The organism is Solidesulfovibrio fructosivorans JJ] (genome assembly GCF_000179555.1).
Lineage (GTDB): Bacteria > Desulfobacterota > Desulfovibrionia > Desulfovibrionales > Desulfovibrionaceae > Solidesulfovibrio > Solidesulfovibrio fructosivorans.
In genome coordinates this window covers 23,322-43,672 of sequence record NZ_AECZ01000034.1, presented here as the reverse complement: position 1 = coordinate 43,672, position 20,351 = coordinate 23,322, and the positions used below count along the sequence as shown (strand labels likewise).

Genomic DNA, 20,351 nt, shown 5'->3' with positions numbered 1-20,351 from the left:
GGGAGGGGGGTCCGGGGGGAACCCTTTCTTCAGAAAGGGTTCCCCCCGGATTCTCTATTCTTCCTCCGCTTCCTTCTTCCCACTGACGAGAAGCGCCACCGGGAAGTCCCGCAGCACGTCCTTGATGTAGCATTCGCCGCAGGAGAACCGCCGGCCGGTCATGACGTCGGTGAGTTCGGTGATGCCAGGGGCGGATTCCATAAGCCGCGTATCCTCCCAGATGCCGCCCAGGGCGAAGACGGACTCGCCCCGGGACAGCGCGGCGATGCGCCGGGGCACGATAGCCAGGGCGGCCTCGCCCTCGAAGGTGCGCCAGAAGCCGAAGAGGCGTTTGGCCTGGCTGCCTTCGAACCGGGCCGGAACATAGGCCCCGGAGGTGAAAAGCGCCGGCTGGGCGCGTCTGGCGCAAAGCCCCCGCCACAGCGTAAAAAACTTCACCCGGCCGTCCTCGGGCGCGGCGATGAGGGACGCGCAAAGCGCCGCCGGATCTGCGTCGAAAGCCTTCTCGAGGGCGGCGAGTCGCTTGGCCCGGGCGGCGAAATCCACGGGGCGCCGGTTGTCCGGGTCGACGAAGGACAGATCCCAGTCCTCGGTTCCCTGGTACAGGTCCGGCATGCCGGGACAGGCCATTTTGAGCACCATCTGGGCCAGGGAATAGGAAAAGCCCAGATCCGTCACGCGGCGGCAAAGCGGCGCGAACGCGTCCAGAAAGGCATTCCTGGGCGAAGCGCGCAACATGCGGGCGGCGAAATCCGTGAGCGCATTTTCGTATTCCAGGTCCGGATTGAGCCAGTTGGAGCGTTCCTTGCCCTCGCGCACGGCCTTGATCAGAAACGCGGCCAGCCGCTCCTTGAATTGCGGCAATTCTCCGGGATCGACCGGATAATGGGCCAAAATCGCCTGATAAAGCATGTACTCGTCGTTTTTATCCGGCGCGAGCTTGTCCCCGATCCGAGTCTTGCGGCGCTGGTTGGTACGCGAAAAGCGAATCAGCGCCGCCCGCCAGACGTCGGGAAGCTCGGAAAGCGCGGCCAGACGCAGTCGCGCATCCTCGCCGCGCTTGGTGTCGTGGGTGGCGGTAGCGCTCATAGCCGTGGGCCACTGTTTGGCCCGGTCCTCCATGACGTGGTGGAAGGCCCCCGCCGAAAGGCCGAAGGTCCCGGGCTCGCCGCCCACTTCGTTTAAGCAGAGAAGCCTGTTGAGCACGTAAAAGGCCGTGTCTTCCACGCCCTTGGCCATAAGCGGACCGGTCACCTGCTGGAAGCGCATGGCGATCCTGGCCCACTGCATCTTTTTCCCCTCGCTGAAGTTCTCGTCGTATTGCAGAAGCAGGAAACGCTCGAGAAAATCCAGCTCATAGGCCAGGTCGTCGTTGTGGAGCTTGGCGCTGCGCACGGCCGTGCGGATGTACTCGATGTCCACCGGCCGGATGGCATCCGGGGAGATGTAGGTGCGGTAGACCGGAAAATGGGCCAGCACCTCGGACAGCGCCCGCTTGGTCGAACGCAGGGTGATGTCGAAGCCCTGCCGGTCCAGGCTGGAAACGGCGTTTATCAACCGGGCCAGATTTTCCACGTCGCCATACATGTGGGTTTCGATGATGCGGCGCTTTTTCCAGACCACCAGATCCTCGGCCCGCTGTCGTCGGCCGGTGTAGCCGGCGTAGATCTTTTCAAAGGCCTTTTCCCTGGTCCCGTCCACGAAGAGATGACAGACGGCGTTCATGAAATCGTAGCCCGTGGAGCCGGCGATGGGCCAGAACGCGGGCAAGGGCTCGTCGCCGACGCAGATTTTCTCCACCACCAGATAGGCGTCGCCGACAGCCTCGCGCAGCCGGCGCAGATAGCGCGAGGGATCGTAGAGCCCGTCGATATGGTCCACGCGAAGCCCGGAGAAAAGCCCCTCCCGCACCAGCTCCAGAATCTTGCCGTGGGAGTGGCGAAAAACCGCCTCGTTTTCGACCCGAAGCGAGATGAGGTCGTTTATGGAGAAGAACCGGCGATAGTTGATCTCCTCGCCGGCCACCTTCCAGTAGGACAAGCGGAAGTACTGCTCGTACAGGATGTTTTCCAAAAGCGCCCGACGATCGCCCTGGCCCTCGATCTCCTCGGTGCCGTTGACCTTGGCCAAATTGCCCTGGACATACTCGCGCACGGGCGGGCTTGTCTCGATCAGTTCGTAGAGCATCTGCTTGACGAAATAGATCTGGTCGTAGCGGTCGGTCTGGGGATCGTCTGGCGGCAGGGACTTGATGGTGTAGAGAATGCCGAGGAGCTTGATGAAGTCCGGGGAATCGCGGCCGATCTTGCGGCGCAGCGCATCAAGGCCCAAGGTGAGGATCCGCAGGTACGAGTCGATGCGCAGCGGAAAGCGCAGGTCGTAGTAGCTCACGAAAAAGCCGTCGCGGTCGAACCCGATGGCGATCTCGCCGTTTTCCAGGGTGCGTCCGTAGAAGTTGCCGAGAAACGGGGCCAGCATCCGGCCCTTGATGCTTTCGTAGGGATGGTCCCAGTCGATGTCGAAGTAGTGGTAGTAGCGTGACGAAGGGCCATTTTCCAGGACGTCCACCAGCATGCGGTTGTCGCCGGAGACGGCCATGTGGTTGGGCACGATGTCCTGAATCCAGCCGAGACCGCGTTTTTTGGCTTCGGCGGCCAGGGCGCGGAACTCCTCTTCGCCACCGAGTTCGGGATTGATCTCCTTGTGGTCGCACACGTCGTAGCCGTGGGTCGATCCGGGGCGGGCCCGGAAGATGGGCGAAGCGTAGATATGGGTGACGCCGAGGGCGGCCAGGTAATCGAGGACGGCCCGGCAATCCGTGAAGGTGAAGGTCGGGGAAAACTGCAACCGATAGGTGGCAAGCGGCGCGCTCATGCCGGCACCCTCACATGCAACGCGTCGGCCACGGCCTTGAAGGCGGCCAGCCAGCGGCGGGCGGCCCCGTCGCCCCCGGCCGCTTCCCCGGCCTTGTCCGGGTAGTGGCTGCGCGAAAGTTCGAACACCACGTTCTGGGCCTTCCAAAGACTGAGCCCCATGGACAGGCCGCCAAGGCGCGCCAGGGCCTCCTTGACGTTGTCGAGGACCCTGACCTCCCGGGGCTCCTTGCCGAAGGCCGCCAACCGGCGGTTGACCCACTGGGCGGCCAGAAGCCCCAGGGCGTCGTTATCCAGGGAGAGTCCGAAGTCCCTGGCTTCCTTGATGCGCCCGTCCAGGCGCTCGAGGTCCATATCCTCTCCGGCGAGCAGCCGCTTGAGATCGGTTTCCACGACAAAGGCGGCGGCGTCCAGGAAGTGGCGCGGCGGCGGCACGGACAGCCATTGCAGGAAGCGCAGCACGGGGTAGTTGTTCTCGAAAACCTGGCGATAGGTGGCCTCGGCCTCCTGGTAGGCCGGGGAAAGCACCTCGGCCACCACCTTGCGCTGCTCGTCGCGGAACAGGTGCCAGATGGAATAGATGTTCTGCCCGAAATGGGCGTCAAGGGTGCGGATGGTCTCGGGCAGGTCGCCGCGCTCGAAGGCCCGACGCAGGGCGTCCTCCATGCCGCGCATGGCCTCGGGGTCCCCGAGGGAGGCGATGCCGCAGGTCAGGTTGTGGTCGCCGGCATGGATGACGGCGAACTGCACGTCGAGGTGCTCCAGCGTGACCACCGAGGCGATCGAGGCCCGTCCCGTCACCAGGCGCGACCGGCCGGCCCGCTCGCGAAGCGCGATGGTGCCGTTCACCGTATAGCAGCCGAAGGCATACTCTTCGGGATAGTCCTCGAACAGCGAGGAGATGGCGTAGTGCGCGCCGACCCTGGGCAGGGCCACGGCGGCCGGCTTGGCGTATTTTTCATAGGCGGTAAGCCCGCTTTGCAGCACGTTGCTCGGGGCCTGGCGCAACTTTTCGGCAAAGGCGCTTTCCAGGGAGACGCCGTCGAGCTCCAGGCCGAGCTGGATGGCCCGGGCGGCATATTGGAGGATCTGCACCGTCTCGATGCCGGAGATTTCGTCGAAGAACCAGCCGCAGCTGGTGAAAATGAGCATGGCGTAGCGCTGCAATTCCATGAGCTTGAGCGCGGTGACCATGTTTTGCGGCGAAAGACGCTTTCTGGAGTGGGCGGCGAGAAAGGCGGACACCCGCTCGGGGGAACGGTCGAGCATGACCTCGATGTAGGCGTCGCGGGCCTTCCAGATGCCTTTAAAATAGGCCGGGGCCAAGCGTTCGTGGATCTCGACGCACTTGTCGCGCAGCCAGTTCATGGCCTCCCGAAGCGGCGCGCGCCACTGTTGGTTCCAGCCGCCGTGCATGCCGGAATTGCAGCCGCAATCGGAACGCCAGCGCTCCACGCCGTGGATGCAGCTCCAGGAGGAATTCTCGAAGATCGCGGCCTCGAACCGGGGGGGGTGCCGGTCGAGGTAGGCGGCGTAGTTTATGAGCTCGACCGAAGGGTCGGCGTCAATAAGCGACAGGCAATAGGTGAGCGCCATCTCGCCGAAGGAGTGGTGGTGGCCGTAGGTCTCGCCGTCGGTGGCGATGTGCACGATCTGCGGCCAGTCGCGGCCGGCGTCGGTAAAGGCGGCCATGAGCCGGGAGTGGAAAGCCTCGCCCGTGGCCAGCATGTCGCCGAAGGCCAGGTCCTGGGAGATGGGGCCGTCGTAGAAAAAGACGCTGATGGATTTTCCCCGGGGAAGCTTCACGAGGTAGGGCGTGGTCGGGTCCACCCGGCTGTCGGAGACGTCCTGCCAGGCCCCGCCGCCAAGGGGCCGCACCCTGGCCGCCTGCCTGGGGGCCAGGACTGTGAAGCGGATGCCGGCGTCGGCCAGGATGGTCAGGGTCTCCAGGTCCACGGCCGTTTCCGGCAGCCACATGCCCTCGGGGTCGCGCCCGAACCGGGAGCGAAAATCGGCGATTCCCCAACGGACCTGGGTGATCTTGTCGCGCCGGGAGGCCAGGGGCATGATCATATGGGAAAATGCCTGGGCCATGGCCGAGCCATGCCCGTCGAAGCGCTCCATGGACAGCCTGTCCGCGTCCACGATGGCCTGATGGAGTTTGGGGTGGTGGCGGTGCATCCAGGAGAGCAAGGTGGGGCCGAAGTTGAAACTGATCTTGGAATAGTTGTTGATGATGTCGACGATACGGCCTTCGCCGTCCAGGATGCGGGAGGCGGAATTGGGGCCGTAGCACTCGGCCGTGATGCGTTCGTTCCAGTCGTGATACGGATGGGCCGAGTCCTGGACCTCGACTTCCTCCAGCCAGGGGTTTTCCCGTGGCGGCTGGTAAAAATGGCCGTGAATGCAGATGTAGCGGCTCATGTGGGCATGCTCTCCGAAAATTTGTACACGCAGGCGCAATGCGCCGGCAGGGAAAAAAAGCTCGAGGACAGACGCTCTGGCGACATGGCGCCCCAGCCGCCGAAACGGACCTCGGCGGCGTCCAGGAGCCGGACGTAGTCGCCGGGCCGGCCGGCCGTGCCGACCTTGACCCGGGTCGGACGCTTGCCGGCATTGAAGAGGCACAGGTAGCGGCCGTCGGCCCCCCGACGCTCCATGGCCAGGGCGCGGTAGGCGTCCAGGGGCCAGACCCGGGTCAGGCGGCGGCGCGTGTCGGACAGAGCCGGGCTTGCGGCGCGAAGGCGCAACAACTCCCGGTACCAGGCGAACATGGCGGCGTGATCGGGCGAGGCGAGCTTGGCCCAATCCGGACGGCTGGCCTCGAAGGTCGCCTGGGCAAAGGGGTCCGGCGGCTCGCCGCGCCAGCGAAACGAGGCGAACTCACGCTTGCGCCCTTTGCGCACCGCATCGACGAGTCCGGCGTCCAGATGACTGATACAGTAAAGAAACGGCCTGTCCTCGCCCCACTCCTCGCCCATGAACAAAAGCGGCGAGCCCGGGGATAAAATGAGCAGCGCGGCGGCAAGCCTGGCCGCTTCGGGGCCGACCAGCGTGACCAGCCGTTCGCCAAGGGCCCGGTTGCCGATCTGGTCGTGGTTCTGGATGCAGTTGATGAAGCGGTCGGCCGGGAGATGCGCGGCGTCGCCGCCCCGGCGGTGGCCGAAAAACGGGGAATGACGTCCGGCGTAGGCAAAACCTTCGGCCATGGTCGCGATCAGGTCGTCGCGGCTACCGTAATCGGCGTAGTAGCCACGCTTTTCCCTGGTTAGTAGCGCATGGACGGCGTGGTGGAAATCGTCGTTCCAGACGCCGTCGAGGCCCATGCCGCCGGCGGCTTTTTCGGTAATGACGGCCGGATCGTTGAGATGCGTCTCGGCCACGACGAAGACGCGCCGGCCCGCGCCGGCCGCCCAGGCCTGGACCCTGTCGGCCAGTTCGGCGGCCACATGGACCGGACTCTGGTCGTAGATGGCGTGCACGGCGTCGAGGCGCAGGCCGTCGATATGATACTCCCGCAGCCAGTAAAGCGCGTTGCCGATGAAATAGTCCCGCACCGGGCCGCTGCCCGGGCCGTCGAAGTTGACGGACTCGCCCCAGGGCGTGTGGTAGCGGTCGGTGAAATAGGGGCCGAAATCGCGCAGGTAATTTCCTTCGGGGCCGAGGTGGTTGTAGACGACGTCGAGGACAACGGCGATCCCGGCGGCGTGACAGGCGTCGACGAGCCGGGCGAGCCCTTCCGGGCCGCCGTAGGCCGCGGCCGGGGCATAGGGATAGACGCCGTCGTAGCCCCAGTTGCGCCCTCCCGGAAACTGGGCCACGGGCATGAGTTCCAGGCAGGTGACGCCCAGTTCGCGCAGGTGCGCCAAGCGCGTTATGGCCGCGTCGAAAGTGCCTTCCGGGGTGAACGCGCCGACATGGATTTCGTAGGTAACGCGATTCTCCGGCGCGGGCGGGGCAAAGCCGGCGTCGGTCCAGGCGAAGGCGTCGGTATCGACCAGGGACGAAGGGCTGTGGACGTCGTCGGGCTGATGGCGCGAGGCGGGGTCGGCCCGGCGAAGGTCGCCGTCGAGTTCGAACAGGTAGCGCGCGCCAGGGGCGAGCCCGGCTGTTTCGACCGTGAAATAACCGCCCGCAAGCGGCTCCATGGGGAGATTCAGGTCTTTTTCAGGCAGGATCAGGGCAAGTTTTTTGCGTTTGGGCGCCCAGACGGTGAAGCGCCAGGAATCGGAGCCGGTTTTTTGCGGGCCGACCGGCAACGACCCGGAGAAGATTCGCTGCATACATATTTGTATGCACCAATCTCAAGGAAGGGTCAAATCACGATGACAGCCGGATGCGCTGCGCGTGTCACGCCTTGGCGAAAAGCAGGCGCGCCAGATCGGGCAGGGTCTCGACCTTGGAGCCGAGCCCGGCGGCGTTCGGGCACAGTATGGGGCCGTAGCCCAGGCGCTCGGCCTGCTTGAGCCGCGTGTCATGGCCGGCCACGGGACGGATGCGGCCGGACAGGTCCACCTCGCCCCAGAAAACCGCCCCGGCCGGCAACGGCCGGTCGTAAAACGAGGACAGCACGGCGGCGGCGATGCCGAGATCCAGCCCCGGGTCGGGAATTTTGAGCCCGCCCCCGATCTTGGCGTACAGGTCCACCTGGCCGAGGTTCAGGCGCAGGCGCTTTTCCAAAACCGCCAACAGCAGGTGCAGCCGGCCGACGTCGAGCCCCAGCGCCGCCCGGCGGGGCATGGACAAAAAGGATTTGGCGGCGAGCGCCTGGACCTCCACGGCAAAAGGCCGGCGTCCCTCCACGGCCATGACCACGGCTGAGCCAGATACGGCCGGGTCGCGGTCGCCAAGGAAAAACGTGGAAGGATCGGGCACTTCCGAAAGCCCCCGTTCGCGCATCTCCATGACGAGCAATTCGTCGGTCGGACCGTAGCGGTTTTTGAGCACGCGCAGGATGCGGAAAAGATGGCGGCGCTCGCCTTCGAGGTAGAGCACGGTGTCGACCATGTGCTCCAGGAGCTTGGGCCCGGCGATCTGGCCGTCCTTGGTCACGTGGCCGACGAGCATGAGGCAGGCCTGGCCGCGCTTGGCCGCCTCCACACAGGAGGCCGCGACGCCGCGCACCTGGGAAACGGAACCGGGAGCGCCCTCCACGCCGGAAACATGCATGGTCTGGACGGAATCGACGATGACGAGGTCCGGGGCGGGCGTCGCGCCAAGGATGTCCACGGCCGCGCCGGCATCGGTGGTGGCGGCGGCGAGAAGCCCCTCGTGCAGGACGCCAAGGCGCTCGGCCCGGGCCTTGAGTTGGGGCAGGGATTCCTCGCCCGAAACGTAGACCACGCGCCGGCCGGAGGCGGCGGCAAGGCCCGCCAGTTGCAAGAGTAAAGTGGATTTGCCGATGCCCGGTTCGCCGCCGAGCAGCACGGCCCCGCCCGGGGTCAGCCCGCCGCCGAGCACCCGGTCCAGGCCGTCGATGCCGGTCGGCGCGGGAGTGAAATCCTCGCCCGGATGGCTGCCCAGCGGCACGGGCGTCGCGGAGGCGGAAGCAAGCGCCTTGGAGCCGCCCGGCCCGGCCAGGCCCTCGACCAGCGTGTTCCAGGCCCCGCAACGAGGACACTGTCCCCGCCAGGTGGGGGACACCCCGCCGCAGGCCGAGCACGTGTAGACTTTCTTGGCCTTGGCCGCCATGCCGTTGCCGCCGCTCCCGTCGCGCCCGGGGGAAAAGGGCGCGGCACTACTGCCGGGGAGGGTCCTTGACGTCGATGACCTTGACGCCGAATTCCTTGACCGCTTCGGGCGGATCGAAAAAGACGACCATGAACGGCGCTTCGCCGCCCGGGGCGATGTTGGTGTTGTTGGTGAGGATGCCGACCTGGGACGTCAGCGCGTTTTTCAGCTCGTCGCGGGTCATGACCTGCAACTGGAACAGCGAAACCGTATTGCCGGCCAGCTCCTGCTGGGAGGCGAGAGAATCGCCCTTCTCGTCGAAGAGCGTCGCCTCGAGCTTGATCATTTCCTTGGGCGTCTTGAAATTGTTGACCGCCTTGCCCTCGATCACGAAAAGCTGCCCCGCCTTCTCGTTGGACACGTAGTACTGGCGGACGTTTTGCAGCATGATGTCCTTGACCTTGGCCGTCTCCTCGGGCTTTTTCGCGCCCGCCTCCTCGGCGGGTTTCTCCGGCGCGGGCCTTTCGGCCTTCTCGGCCTTGCCGCCCTTTTCCGGCGTTGCCGGGGCCTCGGCCGCCGGTGGCGTCGCCTCCGGCTTGCCGGCCTTTTTGCCCGGCATCAGGTCGAGAAAATAGATGGCGGCGAACATGGCCGCGAGCACCAGCACCACGGCGCCGATGATGATGCCGATGCGACGGCGTCGGTCTTTTGACACCGCACTGCCAGGGAGCGGAATGTCCGCCACGTCGTCGAGGCTGAATCCCGGCTTGACCGGGCCGGTGTCGGGCTCCTCCTCGGGCTCTTCCCCTTCGGCCGGAGCCTCGTAGGATTCGGAATGAAAAAGATCGGGCGGCACGTCGTCCGAAGCGGCCTCGGCGACACGTTCCTCCGCTGCGGGAGCAGCCTCGGCCGCGCCCGCGGCGGCCGGCGTTTCGGCCATATCGTCGGGGAAATCGAAATCCGACAGGTCGTCCGAAGGGGCTGCCGCCGGAGTCGGCGGATCGACATGGAAGACCTTGCGGCATTTGCCGCAACGCAGCTTGGCGCCGTCCGGGCCGAGGCGGTCATCGGGCAGATTGAACTTGGACTGGCAATTCGGGCACTGTACTATCATGGCGATTTATCCCATGCCGGTTGCGGTTTGGGTCACGCTATGCAATTTCGAGGCCGCACGCTACCCAACCAACTCGTACACGCCGCGCAGCCGGCGCAATCGTTCCCCCACGTCCATGCCGTAGCCCACGAGATAGACGGGCGGCGCGGGGAACCCGACGAAGTCCGCCGTCACGTCCACCTCGCGGCGATAGGCCTTGTCCAGCAAGGTGCAGACCTTGAGGCTGGCCGGATTGCGCCGCGACAGGATTTCCAAGAGATAGGACAGGCTGCGGCCGGTGTCCACGATATCCTCCACCAGGAGCACATGACGTCCGGCGATGTCGGTTTGCAAATCCATGAGAAACTGCAGTTCTCCGGGCGCGGTGCCGGCGCCGTAGCTGGCCACCCGGATGAAATCGAGCACCGGGCAGAAATCCAGGGCCCGCAACAGATCGGCCATGAAGGGCAACGCTCCCTTGAGCACGCCGACCATGACCACGTCCTTGCCGGCGTAATGGGCCGACACCTCCCGACCAAGCTCGGCCACCCGCGCCGCGATGGCCGCTTCGCCGAACACCTCGCGCAATGTTTCCGCCATGTTCTCCGAAATCTTCCTTCGGTTTCGCGCCTACATTTCCATGATCAGCGCGTGTTCGTCGCACTCGGGAAATTTCGGGCAGTTGATGCAATCGGCCCAGACCTTCTGCGGCAGCTGTTCCTTTTCCGCCGGGACAAAGCCCAGGCGCTCGAAGAAATGCGGCCGGTAGGTCAGGGTGAAAACCTTGAAAATGCCAAGCGTCACGGCGTCGGACAGGCAGGCCTCCACCAGCTTGCCGCCCCAGCCCTGCTTCTGGATTTCCTCGCGCACGGCCAGGGAGCGTATCTCGGCGATATCCTCCCAGGTGATGGACAGGGCGCAGCAACCGAGAATGCCCGGGACATCGTGGCCGGCCAGGACGAAAAAGTCGCGTAGGTGGCTGTAAAGCTGGTTGAACGAGCGCGGCAGCAGGAATTCCTTTTTGGCGCAGTCCATAAGCAGCGCATGGATCTGCTTGACGTCCTGGATTCTCGCCTTGCGAATGAAAAGCTTGCTCATGAACCGATGTCTTTGAGCAGGGTATCTATGGCCTGCCGCAGCATGTCGCCGGGCATGTACCCGGCATGGTTGACCGCCTGTTGCCCCTTGCCGTCGTAAATGAGCGTCTTGGGGATCATCTTGACGCCGAAAGTGGACATCACGTCCGGATCGGCCAGATGGACCGGGAAATTGAACGGCGTCTGCTTGACGAAGCGGAAATACTCACCCTGGTCCTGGTCGAGGGAAACGCCGATGAAAACGACCTTGTCAGGCGGGTAATGCCTGCGGGCCTCAATGAAGTCCGGAATCTCCATCAAACAGGGTCGGCACCAGGAGGCGAAAAAGTCCACCACCACGACCTTGCCCTGGGCGGCCACAACGGCGTCGAGCACGCCCTGCCCCTTGATCGGGCCGGCATCCTGGGCCAACCCGCGCGATACCGACGCGAACAGCAAGGCCAGCATGAAAAAAACTATGCGTTTGCGCAAGGATAATCCTCCGAAATGACGACTTCAAAGCGGGCGCGGACGCCCGCTCCGTGCCAGATGCTTTTAGGATAAATGAAGCTGGGGGGAAACCTTGTCTTCCGAAAGGTTCTCCCCCCAGGCCCCCTTTCCAAAGACTTTCAATAAAACTCGCGTGTTGGTAAAAAACCAGCACCCTTTGAAAACTTGAGGAAGGGGAGAGCGCGAGAGGGGAGAACCCTTTCTTGAAAGGGTTTCCCCTCTCGCCTTCTCTTCATCTTCCATAAAATCTTACCCGCCGATGAGGGCCTTGGCCTGGCGGACGGCGTCCACGGCGTCCGCGGCGTGGGCGTCGGCTCCGATGGACTTGGCGAAGGCGGCGGTCACCACGGCCCCGCCGACCATGACCTTGGCCGTAAGCCCGCGCTCCTTGACCAGGCGCACGGTGTCTTCCATGCGCACCATGGTGGTGGTCATGAGCGCCGAGAGGCCGATGATATCGGCCTTGCGCTGCTGGGCCTCGTCCACGATGCGCGCGGCGGGCACGTCCTTGCCCAGGTCGATGACCTCGAAGCCGTGGTTTTTGAGCATCAGACACACGATGTTCTTGCCGATGTCGTGGATGTCGCCCTCGACCGTGGCCATGACGATGCGGGCCTTCTCGGCTCCGGACGTTTCGGCCAGAAGCGGCTCCAGGCGAGTGAACCCGGCGCGCATGGTTTCGGCGGCGACGAGGAGCTGGGGCAGGAAGAATTCCTTGCGCTCGTAGCGTTCGCCCACTTCCATGATGCCGGGGATGAGTTCCTCGCTTAAGATCGAGGCCGGGGAGCGCCCCTCAGCCAGGGCGGCGTCGATGAGCCCATCGAGTTCGGCCCGCCGGCCCTTGATGACGGCCTGGCGCAGGGGGCTGCCCCCCTCCTCGCTCTTGGCCGCGGCCGCCGGAGCGGAACCGCCGCCGGACGAGGACGACTTCCAGCCGGCGTAGCGCTCGATGAAGCGGCCGGCCTGGGGATCGCGGTCGAGAAGCACCTCGCAGGCCGCGCCGGTTTCCATGAGCCGGGCCACATTGGGGTTGGCGATGGCCGCCGCGAGCCCGGCCCCCAGGCACATGGCGAAAAAGGCGGCGTTGACGAGCTCCCGGGCCGGCAGGCCGAAGGAAATGTTGGACAGGCCAAGGACCGTGGGCAGACCCCAGGCCTCGCGGCAGTGGCGGATGGTCTCCAGGCAGGCGAGTCCCGCCTCGGCCTTGGAGGAAACGGTGAGAGCCAGGGCGTCGACCAGGATCAGCCGCCTGGGGATGCGCAGGGACTCGGCCTGGGCGAGCAGCTCCTCGATGATGGCCAGGCGCTCGGCGGCCGTGACCGGCAGCTTGCGGCCTTTAAGCGGCAGCAAAATGAACGGCGCGCCGTGATCGCGGCAGAGGGGGCCCAAAAGCTCCATGCGGCCGGGTTCGCCGCTGATGGAATTGACCAGCGGCGTTGCCGGCGAGGCCCAAAGCGCGTTGGTCAGCGCCTCGGCATTGTTGGAATCGAGGCACAGCGGCAGGCGCTGGCGCTTGGTCAGCTCCAGGGCCAGCCCGGGAAGCGTCTTGGTCTCGTCGACCATGGGCGCGCCCACGTTGACGTCGAGGATGGACGCGCCGGCGGCCGCCTGCTCCTCGGCAAAGGCCAGGGCCTTGGCGTATTCCCCGGCCACGAGCTCGGCGGCCAACTCCGCCTTGCCGGTGGGATTGATGCGCTCGCCGATGACGGCGCAGGGGCTTTTGCCGCCGAGCGCCACGGTCAGCGCCCGGGAGGCGACGGCCAGGACCGGCCGGTCCGGCGCCTCGGGCCGCGTCCAGGAGCGCCCGGAAAGGGCCTTGGCCAGGGCGGCGATATGGGCCGGGGTGGTGCCGCAGCAGCCGGAAAGGGCCTTGGCCCCGAGGTCGGCGAAGCGGGCCGTTTTTTCGGCGAATTCCTCCGGCCCCATGGGGAAGACGGTCTGGCCGTTTTCCAGACGCGGCATGCCGGCGTTGGGCTTGACGAAAAAGGGCGTGGAAAGCCGCCGGGAATAGACCTCGCCCACATGCCGCATGTCGTCGGGCCCGGCGCCGCAGTTGACGCCGATGAGGTCCACGCCCAGGTTCTCCATGACGTCGACGAAGACCTCCGGCGCGGAACCGGTCAGGCTGGCCGCGCCCTCATAGGTCATGCACACGGCCACGGGCAGGTCGCACACTTCGCGACAGGCCAGCACCAACGCCTTGGCCTCGGCCACGTCGAAATGGGTCTCGCCGACGATCAGGTCGCAGCCGCCGGCGGCCAGCCCCCGAATCTGCTCGACGAAGGCGGCCACGAGCTCACGCAGCGTCACCTTGCCCAAGGGGGCGACGAACTGGCCCGTGGGGCCGACCGAGCCGGCGACAAAGGCCGTGCTCCCGGCCGCCTGGCGGGCCAGGTGGGCCATCTCGCGGTTGAGCGCGACAACATCCGTGCCGGCGGGCAGCTTGTACCGGGAACCGCCGAAGGTGTTGGCGGTGATGACGCGGGACCCGGCTTCGATGTATTCCCTGTGGGTGGCCACGATGGCCTCGGGATGGGACAGCCCGAAAAGTTCCGGCGACTGCCCCGGGGCGAGCCCCCGTCCCTGGAGCAGCGTGCCCATGGCTCCGTCGAAAACGAGGAGGCCCGCGTCCGTCAGCGCTTTTCTGAAATCGCCCACGTCATCTCCTTAAAAGTCTTGTTGAACCGGCGGATTGGCAAGGTGAAACGCGGCCGGTCTACTGAAAATCGTTGAAAAGGACAAATCAAAACTTTACACTGAATGATAGGCATGCGAGACGGCGCTTCCAGGCGGGAGCGCCACGCCGTATCAGCTACCGACTGCGCGCCTGCCCGCACCATCTAACCCGGCCTTTATCCGATGGAACATCGAGACGATCAAGATATTTCACCTGACGACGCCGATATCGACATCGACATCGACGACACGGAGCATAACGACGCCCCGGACGACGCCGAAGAGAAGGTCATCGACGCCGCGCCCGTCGACGATTTCCGGCTGCCGGCCCCCAGGGCCGGTTCATCCGGTTCGCTTTCCACGCGCGACCCGCTCCAGCTCTATTTGCGCGAGATCGGCAAATTTCCCATGCTCAAACCCGAGGAGGAGCAGGAGCTGGCCCGGCGCGTGCGCGATTCGGGCGACGAGAAGGCGGCCTTCCGCCTCATCTCCTCCCACCTGCGGCTGGTGGTCAAAATCGCCATGGACTTTCAGCGCCGCTGGATGCAAAACGTGCTCGACCTCATCCAGGAAGGCAATGTCGGCCTCATGCGCGCCGTGACCAAATTCGACCCCGACAAGGGCATCAAGTTCTCCTACTACGCCGCCTACTGGATCAAAGCGTATATCCTCAAATACATCATGGACAACTGGCGCATGGTGAAGATCGGGACCACCCAGGCCCAGCGCAAGCTGTTCTACAACCTGAACAAGGAGCGCAACCGCCTCCAGACACTGGGTTTCGACCCCAGCGCCTCCCAGCTTTCCGAAGCCTTGAACGTCACCGAGTCCGACATCGTGGAAATGGACCAGCGCCTAAGCGGCAACGACCTGTCCCTCGACGTGTCGCTCGGCGAGGACTCCACGTCCACCCGCCTGGACTTTCTGCCGGCGCTGACCCCCGGCATCGAGGAAATTCTGGCCGGCGACGAAATCTCGCACCAGCTCGAAAAACACATCCAGACCATCCGGCCCTCGCTCAATGAAAAGGAACTCGACCTGCTGGACAACCGCATCCTGTCCGACTCCCCGGTGACCCTGCGGGAGATCGGGGCAAAATACGGCATCACCCGGGAACGCGTGCGGCAGATCGAGGCCCGTCTTCTGGAAAAACTCAAGGAACACCTGTCCAAGCGCATCGAGGATTTTTCCTCGGATTGGATCCACAGGGAAGAATAGCGGCGCGGACCTCCGCCGGCCGCAAGGCCGATGGCGGACGGTCCGGGTTCGCCGCATCGGACGCCGGATATGCCTGACGCAACGAAACGCCGCTTTTCCAAGCGCCTGCCCGTGTTCATGGTGCTGGTGCTTTTGCCGTGCCTGCTTTCCAACTCCTGCGCCTCCAGCCGGCCGGCCCGGTCGGCCTATGCCGCCAAGGGCCTTTCGGCCAACGCGGACAGCGCCTACCGTTTTCTCGTCTACCAGGACCTCATGCGCCAGGGGAAAAAGGACGAGGCCGTGGCCGCGCTGGAGGAGTTGGTCAAAAAATACCCTTCGCCGGAACTGGCCGTGGAGCTGGCCAATCTCCAGTGGGGGCTCAATCAGCGCGAAAAAGCCACCGCCACCCTGGAGGCGGCCGCGACCGCCTTTCCGGCCTCGCGGCAGCTGACCCTCTATCTCGCCAACGCCTACCAGATGCGCCGCATGGGCGATAAGGCCGTGGCCACGCTCGGGAAATTCCTCGCCGCCCATCCGACCGACGCCCCGGCCAGAAGGGAGTTGGCCTCGCTTCTGGAAGACGCGGGCAAGCACAAGGAAGCCTTGCAAGTCCTCTCGCGCATCCCCGAGGCCGACCGCGACGCCGCGACCTGCTACCTCATGGCCAAGGCCATGGCCGGGCTCGGCCGAAACGCCAAGGCCGTCACGCTGCTGCGCCAGGCCGTGGACAAGGACCAGACGCTTCTGCCCGCCTGGCTCGACCTCGGCGGACTGCTCGAAAGCCAGGGCGACCTGGCCGGGGCCGAAGAGGCCTACCGCAAGATGCTGTCCCAGGACGCCGGCTCCCCGGAAGTCCAAGCCAGGCTCCTGCGGGTGCTGCTGAGGCGCAAGCAGCCGGATCAGGCCCTGAAGCTTTTGCGCGACGAAGCACCGGACAAGCCCCATCTGCTGGACGCCATGTCGGCCTTCCTCGAGGCCGGCTATACGAAGCAGGCCCGGCAGGCCCTGGACATGCTCGTGGCCGCCGATCCCGGGAGCCCGGACCTGCCGTTCTACAAGGCGGTCCTGGCCTACGAAGGGGACAAGAACCCCAAGAAGGCCCTGGAGATCCTGGCCGCAGTCGCGCCGGACAACCCCAATTACGACAAGAGCCTGAGCTTTCGCATCCAGATCGCCACGGAGCTTGGCGACTACGCCAAGGCCGAGGGACTCGTGCGCGAGGCCAGGACCCGCTATCCCGACCGCAAGGAATTCATCGCCGTGGAGGCCGCCCTGCTCGACAAGCGCGGCGACACGGCCCAGGCGGCAAAGGTGCTGGAAAAGGCCCTGGCCGCCTCCCCCGACGACCTGGACCTCCTGTACCGCTACGGCGTGGCCCTGGAAAAGCTCAAGCGCCGCGGCGAGGCCAAGGCCGTGATGGAAAAAATCGTGGCCAAGGACCCGGTCAATCCCGACGCCCTCAACTACCTCGGCTATTCCCTGGCCGAGGAGGGGCGCGACCTGGACAAGGCCGTGGACATGATCCGGCTGGCCCTGTCCAAGGAGCCGGACAACCCCTTCTTCCTGGATTCCCTGGCCTGGGCCCAATACAAGCTCGGGCACATCGACGAAGCCCTGGCCACCATCCGCAAGGCCGCCATCCCCAAGGTCAAGGACGCCATCGTCTGGGAGCACTACGGCGACATCGCCGCCGCCGCCGGCCACAAGGCCGAGGCCCAGAAAGCCTACCGCACCGCCCTGGATCTGGGATCGGAAAGCCCCAAGGCGGTCAAGAAAAAGCTCGGAGCCCTGTGATGCGACGCTTCCCCCTGCCGCCGCGCCTCCTCGTGTGGATATTCCTGGCCCTGCTCGCCACGGGCTGCGCCGCGCCGCGTCCCGGCCGGATGGGCTCGGGCGAGGCCAAGGCCGTGTACGCGTCCTTCGTGGCCGGCCAGGCCAAAAACACGCCGGCCCCGGCCTTCTCCCTGGCCGGCTCCATGAGCTTTAGCCGGGGCTCCCGCTCCGGCCGCCTCAACTTCCGCTTCTACGGCAACTACGTCGATCCCGTGCGCCTGGACCTGAGTACGCCCATCGGCGGGGCCTACGCCCACCTGCGCGAGGACGGCGCGGAATTTTCCGCCTTCGTGCCCGGCCGCGACACCCTCTACCGCCACGAGGGCACGCGGGAAGGCGCGGCCCGGCTCGGCATGCCGCTGCCCTTTACCCTGCGCGAGATGGCCGCCCTGGTCTCGGGCCGCTTCGGGGAACTGGTCCCGGCCCGATACGCCTCGGCCCAAAATACCGCCGACGGCTACGAATACCACTTTACCGGGGACCCGCGTCTTTCCGCCCTGACCCTTGACTTCGCGGGCAATCCGCGACATCTCACCGGGGTAGGCGTGGAACCCTGGCGCGTGACCTTCGATAACGACGAAGCCGCTCCCGGCATGGCCGTACCGGTCGCCCGCAAGCTGGTTTTGACCACGCCCGGCGGCACATCCCTGATCATTCGCGTCAAAAGCCTGCAGGCGCGCCAGTCGCCCTACCCGGCCGCCGACCTGGAACTGCCCGTTCCGCCAAACGCCACTGTGCGCGGGCTCGACGCCGCCCCGGGCGATTCGCCCCTGCCGGAACTGTAAGCGCCGCCCGCGTCAAGCCCCCTGTCGTCAACCGCCAACCGCGGAGCAATCATGCCCAAAACCGTTTTCATCGGCTCCGACCATGCCGGCGTGTCGCTCAAGGCCGCCATGGTCGAGCACCTGCGCGCCGCCGGCCACGACGTGACCGACCTTGGCCCCGCCGACGCCAAAAGCGTCGACTACCCCGACTACGCCAAGGCCGTTTGCGCCAAGGTCCTCGACACCCCGGGCTGCGCCGGCATCCTCATCTGCGGCACTGGCATCGGCATGTCCATGGCCGCCAACCGCATGCCCGGCATCCGGGCCGCGCTTTGCGTCAACGAATACCTGGCCCGCATGACCCGCCTCCACAACGACGCCAACGTCCTGTGCCTTGGCGAACGCGTCATCGGAACGGGACTGGCCGCCTCCATCGTCGACGTCTTCCTCGCCACGGACTTCGAGGGCGGACGTCATCAGCGGCGCGTGGACCTCATCGAATCCTGCGGCCTGGCCGCATCCCTCTAACCCCAAAGCCCATCAGAGGATTCTGCCATGACCGCCAACGCATCCGCCATCGACATCAAAGCCGTGCGCGCCATCAAGGGCCTGATCATGGACGCCACCCGCAAGGCCTCCTCCGGCCACCCGGGCGGGGCCATGTCCTCGGCCGATATGGCGTATGTGCTGTTCAAGGACTACCTGCGCTTCGACCCGGCCGACCCGAAATGGTTTGACCGCGACCGCTTCGTGCTCTCGGCCGGACACGAGTCCATGCTTCAATACGCCCTGCTCTACCTGCGCGGCGTTTTGACCATGGAAGACCTCATGCATTTCCGCCAGTTCCACAGCAAGACCCCGGGCCACCCGGAAAATTTCGACACCCCCGGCGTGGAATGCACCACCGGGCCGCTCGGCCAGGGCTTTTCCATGTCCGTGGGCATGGCCGTGGCCGAGGAAATGCTGCGCCAACGCCTGGGCGAGGATATCGTCTCCCACTACACCTACGTGCTGTCCTCCGACGGCGACGTGCAGACCCCGGTCTTCCAGGGTTCCGCCGCGTTGGCCGGCCTGTGGGGCCTGGGACGGCTCATCGTGCTGTTCGACAAAAACAGCGTCCAGCTGGCCAGCCCCACGAGCGTGTGCGACGACACCGACCACAAGAAGCTTTTCGAGGCCCTGGGCTGGCACGTCGTCGAGATCAACGGCCACGACCACGCCGCCATCCGCCAGGCCCTGGACGCGGCCCGGGCCGAGACCCAGAAGCCGAGCATCATCATCGGCCACACCATCATCGCCAAGGGCTCCTTCTCCATGGAAGGCAAAAGCGCTTCCCACGGCGCGCCGTTTTCCGACAAGGAAATCGAGGAGACCAAGAAGCTCCTGGAACTGCCCGTGGACAAGACGTTTTACATGCCCGAAGACGCGGCCGCGCATTTCCGCGCCCGCTTCCCCGAGCTGGAAACGGCCGCCAAAAACTGGAACAAGGCCCTGGAAGACCGCTTGAACAGCGATCCCGTCTTCGAGGACCTCTGGCGGCAGATCAAGCGCGCACCCGGCAACCGCGACCTGGCCTGGCCGGTGTTCGAGCCGAGCAAAGCCGTGGCCACCCGCTCCGCCTGGGGCGCCTGCCTGGGCGGACTCATCGACCAGATGCCGCTTCTGGTCGGCGGCTCGGCCGACCTGGACCCCTCCAACCAGACCGAAAAGTTCCGCGACATCACCGGGATCTTCGGCAAGGCCAACCGCAAAGGCCGGGCGCTTTGCTTCGGCGTGCGCGAGTTCCCCATGACCGCCATCGTCAACGGCATAAGCCTCCACGGCGCCCTGACGCCCTTCAGCGCCACCTTCCTCATCTTTTCCGACTACGCCAGAAACGCCCTGCGCATGGCCGCGCTCCAGCGCACGCCCGCCCTGCACGTCTACACCCACGACTCCTTTTACGTGGGCGAGGACGGCCCGACCCACGAGCCCATCGAACAAATCAGTTCGCTGCGGCTCATTCCCAACATGCTGGTCATGCGCCCGGCCGACGCCAACGAAACCGCGGCCTGCCTGGACGCGGCCCTGTCCCAGACCAGCCGGCCGACCTGCCTGCTCCTGACGCGCCAGAACCTGCCCATCCTCGATCCGGCCGCGTACCCGGCCCTGAAGGACGGCGTGAAGCACGGCGGCTACGTGCTGGCCGAGGCCGCCTCGGGCAAGCCGGACATGATCCTCATGGCCTCGGGCTCGGAAGTCTCGCTGGCCATTGCCGCCGCCAAGCTCCTGCCGGAAATCTCCATCCGCATCGTCAGCATGCCCTGCATGGAGCTTTTCAACGAGCAGCCCGAAGATTACAAAAACGCGGTGCTGCCGCCGGACGTGCCCTTCCGCTACGCCACCGAGGCCGGACGGCCGGAACTGTGGTGCCAATACACCGGCCGCCTCGACCGCGTGCACGGCATCTCCCACTTCGGCGCATCCGCCCCGGCCGGCAAGCTGGCCGAAGCCTACGGATTTACCCCCGAACACCTCGCCGCCAAGATCAAAGCCGCCTACGCCGCAAAGTAAGGCAAGGGGAGAAGAGACAAGAAAGTGCGAGAGGGGAAACCCTTTGAAAAGGGTTCTCCCCTCTCGCGCTCTCCCCTTCCTAAACTTTTTAACGGGGGGAATTCCC

14 protein-coding genes are annotated in these 20,351 nt (G+C 65.5%); 5 read left to right on the top strand and 9 right to left on the bottom strand.

What is annotated here, in order from left to right:
* Window positions 1–54: 54 nt before the first annotated feature.
* The 9 genes from treY to DESFRDRAFT_RS17405 form a co-directional block, all read right to left on the bottom strand.
* On the bottom strand, window positions 55–2,874 hold the full coding sequence (gene treY, locus DESFRDRAFT_RS17445; protein WP_005996145.1) for a malto-oligosyltrehalose synthase: 2,820 nt from the start codon (window positions 2,872–2,874) through the stop codon (window positions 55–57).
* Entirely contained in the window at window positions 2,871–5,297 is a 2,427-nt protein-coding gene (locus DESFRDRAFT_RS17440; protein WP_005996143.1) for a DUF3536 domain-containing protein, read from the bottom strand. Before DESFRDRAFT_RS17440 ends, treY begins: the two co-directional genes overlap by 4 nt.
* A complete protein-coding gene (gene treZ / locus DESFRDRAFT_RS17435) occupies window positions 5,294–7,156 on the bottom strand; it encodes a malto-oligosyltrehalose trehalohydrolase (protein WP_005996141.1) in 1,863 nt (620 codons plus the stop codon). The genes DESFRDRAFT_RS17440 and treZ overlap by 4 nt, the downstream gene beginning before the upstream one ends.
* A gap of 67 nt (window positions 7,157–7,223) precedes the next feature.
* Window positions 7,224–8,564 (bottom strand): DNA repair protein RadA, encoded by a 1,341-nt coding sequence (gene radA / locus DESFRDRAFT_RS17430; protein ID WP_005996139.1) that lies wholly within the window; start codon window positions 8,562–8,564, stop codon window positions 7,224–7,226.
* Between the two features lie 46 nt (window positions 8,565–8,610).
* Window positions 8,611–9,657, bottom strand: coding sequence for a DUF3426 domain-containing protein (locus DESFRDRAFT_RS17425; RefSeq protein WP_005996137.1), 1,047 nt, complete (start codon window positions 9,655–9,657; stop codon window positions 8,611–8,613).
* Between the two features lie 60 nt (window positions 9,658–9,717).
* Window positions 9,718–10,236, bottom strand: coding sequence for a hypoxanthine phosphoribosyltransferase (gene hpt, locus DESFRDRAFT_RS17420; protein WP_005996135.1), 519 nt, complete (start codon window positions 10,234–10,236; stop codon window positions 9,718–9,720).
* 30 nt (window positions 10,237–10,266) lie between these two features.
* On the bottom strand, window positions 10,267–10,734 hold the full coding sequence (locus DESFRDRAFT_RS17415) for an N-acetyltransferase (protein WP_005996133.1): 468 nt from the start codon (window positions 10,732–10,734) through the stop codon (window positions 10,267–10,269).
* Window positions 10,731–11,204, bottom strand: coding sequence for a TlpA family protein disulfide reductase (locus tag DESFRDRAFT_RS17410; protein ID WP_005996132.1), 474 nt, complete (start codon window positions 11,202–11,204; stop codon window positions 10,731–10,733). The genes DESFRDRAFT_RS17415 and DESFRDRAFT_RS17410 overlap by 4 nt, the downstream gene beginning before the upstream one ends.
* A 267-nt stretch (window positions 11,205–11,471) precedes the next feature.
* Window positions 11,472–13,880, bottom strand: a complete 2,409-nt coding sequence (locus DESFRDRAFT_RS17405) for a homocysteine S-methyltransferase family protein (protein ID WP_005996130.1) — start codon at window positions 13,878–13,880, stop codon at window positions 11,472–11,474.
* A 201-nt stretch (window positions 13,881–14,081) separates the two neighbouring features.
* Between DESFRDRAFT_RS17405 and DESFRDRAFT_RS17400 the strand changes: the two genes are divergently transcribed.
* From DESFRDRAFT_RS17400 to tkt, 5 genes are all read left to right on the top strand, one after another.
* Window positions 14,082–15,116 (top strand): sigma-70 family RNA polymerase sigma factor, encoded by a 1,035-nt coding sequence (locus DESFRDRAFT_RS17400; protein WP_005996128.1) that lies wholly within the window; start codon window positions 14,082–14,084, stop codon window positions 15,114–15,116.
* Between the two features lie 69 nt (window positions 15,117–15,185).
* Entirely contained in the window at window positions 15,186–16,889 is a 1,704-nt protein-coding gene (locus DESFRDRAFT_RS17395; protein ID WP_005996126.1) for a tetratricopeptide repeat protein, read from the top strand.
* Complete coding sequence (locus tag DESFRDRAFT_RS17390; protein WP_005996124.1) at window positions 16,889–17,713, top strand: hypothetical protein; 825 nt, start codon at window positions 16,889–16,891, stop codon at window positions 17,711–17,713. Before DESFRDRAFT_RS17395 ends, DESFRDRAFT_RS17390 begins: the two co-directional genes overlap by 1 nt.
* Window positions 17,714–17,764: 51 nt before the next feature.
* Window positions 17,765–18,220, top strand: a complete 456-nt coding sequence (gene rpiB, locus DESFRDRAFT_RS17385; RefSeq protein WP_005996122.1) for a ribose 5-phosphate isomerase B — start codon at window positions 17,765–17,767, stop codon at window positions 18,218–18,220.
* A 27-nt stretch (window positions 18,221–18,247) separates the two neighbouring features.
* Window positions 18,248–20,245, top strand: coding sequence for a transketolase (gene tkt / locus DESFRDRAFT_RS17380; RefSeq protein ID WP_005996121.1), 1,998 nt, complete (start codon window positions 18,248–18,250; stop codon window positions 20,243–20,245).
* The last annotated feature ends 106 nt before the right edge of the window (window positions 20,246–20,351 follow it).